This is a genomic window from Kocuria sp. UBA1838 (assembly GCF_002338785.1).
In the GTDB taxonomy this organism is placed as follows: domain Bacteria; phylum Actinomycetota; class Actinomycetes; order Actinomycetales; family Micrococcaceae; genus Kocuria; species Kocuria marina.
Genome location: NZ_DDIY01000015.1, coordinates 243,198 through 246,958, shown reverse-complemented (window position 1 = coordinate 246,958; position 3,761 = coordinate 243,198). Strand labels below are relative to the sequence as shown.

At 70.8% G+C, this 3,761-nt stretch carries 5 protein-coding genes; 2 read left to right on the top strand and 3 right to left on the bottom strand.

Translation table 11 applies throughout. The features are described from left to right. Positions 1–25: 25 nt before the first annotated feature. Both B3I25_RS08010 and B3I25_RS08005 read left to right on the top strand, forming a co-directional pair. A complete protein-coding gene (locus B3I25_RS08010) occupies positions 26–1,171 on the top strand; it encodes a type III polyketide synthase (RefSeq protein ID WP_085107105.1) in 1,146 nt (381 codons plus the stop codon). Positions 1,172–1,183: 12 nt separating this feature from the next. Further along, the gene (locus B3I25_RS08005) at positions 1,184–2,023 is read left to right on the top strand and encodes a methyltransferase domain-containing protein (RefSeq protein ID WP_286738540.1); all 840 of its coding nucleotides are present in this window, start codon (positions 1,184–1,186) and stop codon (positions 2,021–2,023) included. Here the strand turns inward: B3I25_RS08005 and B3I25_RS08000 are convergent. From B3I25_RS08000 to B3I25_RS07990, 3 genes are all read right to left on the bottom strand, one after another. Then, complete coding sequence (locus B3I25_RS08000) at positions 1,996–2,808, bottom strand: nitroreductase family protein (protein WP_064846018.1); 813 nt, start codon at positions 2,806–2,808, stop codon at positions 1,996–1,998. The two genes, B3I25_RS08005 and B3I25_RS08000, sit on opposite strands and share 28 nt — an antisense overlap. A 3-nt stretch (positions 2,809–2,811) precedes the next feature. Continuing rightward, positions 2,812–3,141, bottom strand: a complete 330-nt coding sequence (locus B3I25_RS07995) for a hypothetical protein (RefSeq protein ID WP_286738539.1) — start codon at positions 3,139–3,141, stop codon at positions 2,812–2,814. Positions 3,142–3,294: 153 nt separating this feature from the next. After that, positions 3,295–3,761, bottom strand: a 467-nt coding sequence (locus tag B3I25_RS07990) for an LppP/LprE family lipoprotein (RefSeq protein ID WP_286738537.1), incomplete at its 5' end; no start/stop codon positions are given.

Genomic DNA, 3,761 nt, shown 5'->3' with positions numbered 1-3,761 from the left:
GGGGCCCGCGCGCCTACCATGGAGTATGACCGTACGCCTACTGTCGATCGAGACCGCCGTCCCCGACACCGTGATCCGGCAGGAGGACGTGTCCCGGCTGTTCGCCGAGCAGCCGGGGATGACCAGGCTCGGCACGCGCGTGGTGCGTTCCGCCTTCGCAGGCGCCGGGGTGAGCACACGCCACACGGTCCTGCCCGAGCTGGGCGTTGTGGCATCGGGGACCGTTGACGGGGGCGACGCCGCGGCGTCGCCGTTCGTGGATCCCACGGCCCGGCACCTGCGCTCGCCGGGAACGCACGCACGCAACCAGCTCTACACCGAGCACGCCAAACGGATGTTCGTGACAGCCGCCCGGGCGGCCCTCGACGCCGCGGCCCCCGGGATCGAGCTCGCGGACGTGACCCACGTGATCACGGTGTCCTGCACCGGGTTCTTCGCGCCGGGCCCGGACGTGCGCGTGACCAAGGACCTGGGGCTACCCGCGGACGTGAAGCGGATGCACCTGGGGTTCATGGGCTGCAATGCCGCGTTCCCCGCCCTGCAAGCCGCGTACACCGCGTGCCGCGCGGATCCGGACGCCGTGGTGCTCGTGGTGTGCGTGGAGCTGTGCACCCTGCACCTGCACGTGCGCAACGATCCCGACACCGTGATGGGCAACGCCCTGTTCGCGGACGGTGCGGCCGCCGCGGTGGTGACGGGGCGCGACGCCGCCGCTCCCGGCGCTACCCTCGAGCTCGTGGACTTCGAGACGACCCTGGCCCCAGTGGGCGAGGAGGAACTCGCGTGGAGCGTGGGGGACGAGGGCTTCGAGATGATCCTGGGGACCTACGTGCCGCGGATCATCGACGACCACGTGACGGACGCCCTCGCACCCCTGCTGGACCGCGCGGGGTTGAGTGCGGACCGGATCCCCCTGTGGGCCGTGCACCCGGGGGGACGCAGCATCCTGGACAAGGTGCAAGGACGGCTCGCGCTCACGGACGAGCAGATGGCCCCCTCCCGGGGAGTGCTCGCGGACGCCGGGAACATGAGCAGCGCGACCATCCTGTTCGTGCTCGAGCGCCTTGTGCGAGCGGGGGACCCGGGCACCGTGGCGGCGCTCGCGTTCGGCCCCGGCCTGAGCATCGAGAGTGCCCTGCTGCGGGTCCGTCCCGCGTCCGAGACGACGTGAGCGATGAAACCTATGCTGCGCAACAACCCTCTGCCGCACGCTGATGTCCTGCGCCGCCGCGACCCCCTGCTCCGCCACCGCAGCGTGGACGAGCCGGAGCTCATGGACGATCCGGCCTGCGATCCGGTGGCCCTGGACAACACCTACCGCTTGTTCGGGGTGATCAACCCGCTCGTTGCATCCTGGCGGCCCGTCTACCGCCGGTATGTACGTCCCGCGTTGCGTGCCGCTGCCCGAGAGGGCCGCCCCGGCACCGTGCTGGACATCGGGTGCGGCGGGGGCGACGTCGCCCGGGCCATCACCCGCTGGGCCGCTCGCGACGGGCTGGACGTGCGGATTACCGGGATCGACCCGGACGCCCGGGCCACACGGTGGGCGGCCGCGCACGACCGCGGAGTGGGCGCCGCCTACCGGACGCTCGCGAGCCACGACCTGGTGGCAGCGGGGGAGCGCTACGACGCCGTGATCTCCAACCACATGCTCCACCACCTGACACGGAAGGAGCTGTCCGCCGTGCTGGCGGACTCACGTCGGCTGACCCGTGGGGTAGCGGTGCACAACGACCTGCGCCGCAGCCGCGCGGCCTGGCTGCTGTACTGGGTGGCCACGCTGCCGCTCGCACGAGCCAGGGTGTTCGTGCGCTTCGACGGTCTGCTGTCCATCCGGCGCAGCTACCGCCCCGGAGAGCTGCGCCAGGCGCTGCCCCCGGGGTGGCGGGCCGTGCAACAGCGGTTCTTCCGGCTGCTGGCGGTGCACACCGGCCAGGACGCGGAGCCGGTCCGGGCGGACCGGGATCAGGTGGACACCCCGCAGCAGGACCGGACTCAGTCGGACCCGGGACGCACGTCCTGATCCCAGCCCTGCTGAGGCGTCTCGCACGTTTCCCGGAACACGTACTGGGAGGGGCGTTTGCGCTCGCGGCTGGACCAGTCGATCGCCGGGCGGTGGGTGCGCTCGGGCACGTAGCCCAGCCGGTACACGGCCATGAGCTCCAGATCCTCCGGAACGCGCAGCACGTCCATGATCCGCTGCCACTGGTGCGGTGCCTCCATGGGGAAGGACACGAACTGGATCCCCATACCCAACTCCACCGTGGTGAGCCACAGGTTCTCCATGGCGGCACCCATGCTGAACACCGAGTAGAACCCGGACAGTTCCTCCGGGCGGTATTCGCCGCGCTCGAGCATCACGCCGATCAGCAGCGGGGACCCCGCCACGAGCTTGCGGTTCTCCTCGCCCAGGGTCTGGGGCACGCGCAGCTTGTTCATGAGGCTCTGCCCGGAGGGCGTGAACGCCTTGGACGTGAACGGGCGCAGCAGCGCGGGCAGTTTGTCGAACAGCATGCCGCTGCGCTGGGCGTCCATCTCCTTCTGGCTGAACCGGAAGTACTTCTTGTACCGGTCGAAGAACGTGCCCGCGCCCATGACCTCGGTCATGCTCTCCCCGCTGATCCGGGCAACGGTCTCGATCGTGTCCCGGTTCTCGATCAGCACGAACCGCCACGGCTGGCTGTTGAACTGGGAGGGAGCCGCGGCCGCCGCGCGGATCAGCAACTGTTGGTGCTCAGGGCTCACAGGATCCGGGCGGAACGGGCCGTTGGTGGTGCGGCGGTTGAACACGGCATCCAGGAATTCCACGATTCACCTCCAGGCCAGCGCGAGGCTGGCCACGTAGCAGGGAGCCGCCGCGAGGGCGTCTCGGGTGTGACGTCGCAGCGGGTGCGCACCGTGGCGCTGCAACAGGAAGAGCGGGACGACCGCCGGTGCGAGGACCGCCGCCACTGGGGAGCGCTCACGCACCGCGGCCACGCATGCCGCCGCGGTCACGGCGGACGTGGTGATGTACAGACCGTGGTGGATCCACCGGACGTTCGAGGTGCTCACCCACCGGGCGGCCACGGACGCCCCCAGCGCGCAATTGGCGGTGTATGCACCGGCGGATGCGGTCACGAGCGTGCGCAGCAGGTTCATGACTCTCCTCGCCGGTGGGGTGCGTCCCGTGCGCTCATCGTGTCACACGTGGCAAGCCATGGTGTCCAGCCACGCGGCCGCGCTGCCGTCCCGATGGAGTGCGGGGGCGACGGCGCGTGGTGGCGTTGTCGAAACCGGGCGCCGGGGCGCGGCTCAGCCGATACCCGGGGGCCACTCGCCCGCGTGGTCCACGGACTCGGTGTTCGGGTTCCAGGTGTACGTGGACACAGCCCGCCCGCTCGCACCGGCATTGCTCTCGCCCTCCTTGGCCCACCGGTAGGTGACCTGGATGGCGGAGTTGGACAGCCGCACGGTCGCGGGCGAGAAGGCGATGCCCTCCTGGGTGGTCGTGCCCAGGTACTCGCCGTCGTGGAAGAGCATCTGCTGCGACGGGGAGGACGCCGTGCCCCCGCGGATCGTCAGCGTGACCCACGACAGGTCCGCGCACGGGTCGTACGTCTCGGTGTCGATCGCCACCCACTCGGCGTCGGGAACGTTGCCCTTGGGGAACGCCGGGCCCACCTTGTCGATGTTCTCGTTCACGGCCTGCTCCGCGGAGGTGTTCGCGCACGACCCGGACGGTTCGGGGGTCGCAGACGACGCCGCAGTGGTCGCCGCGG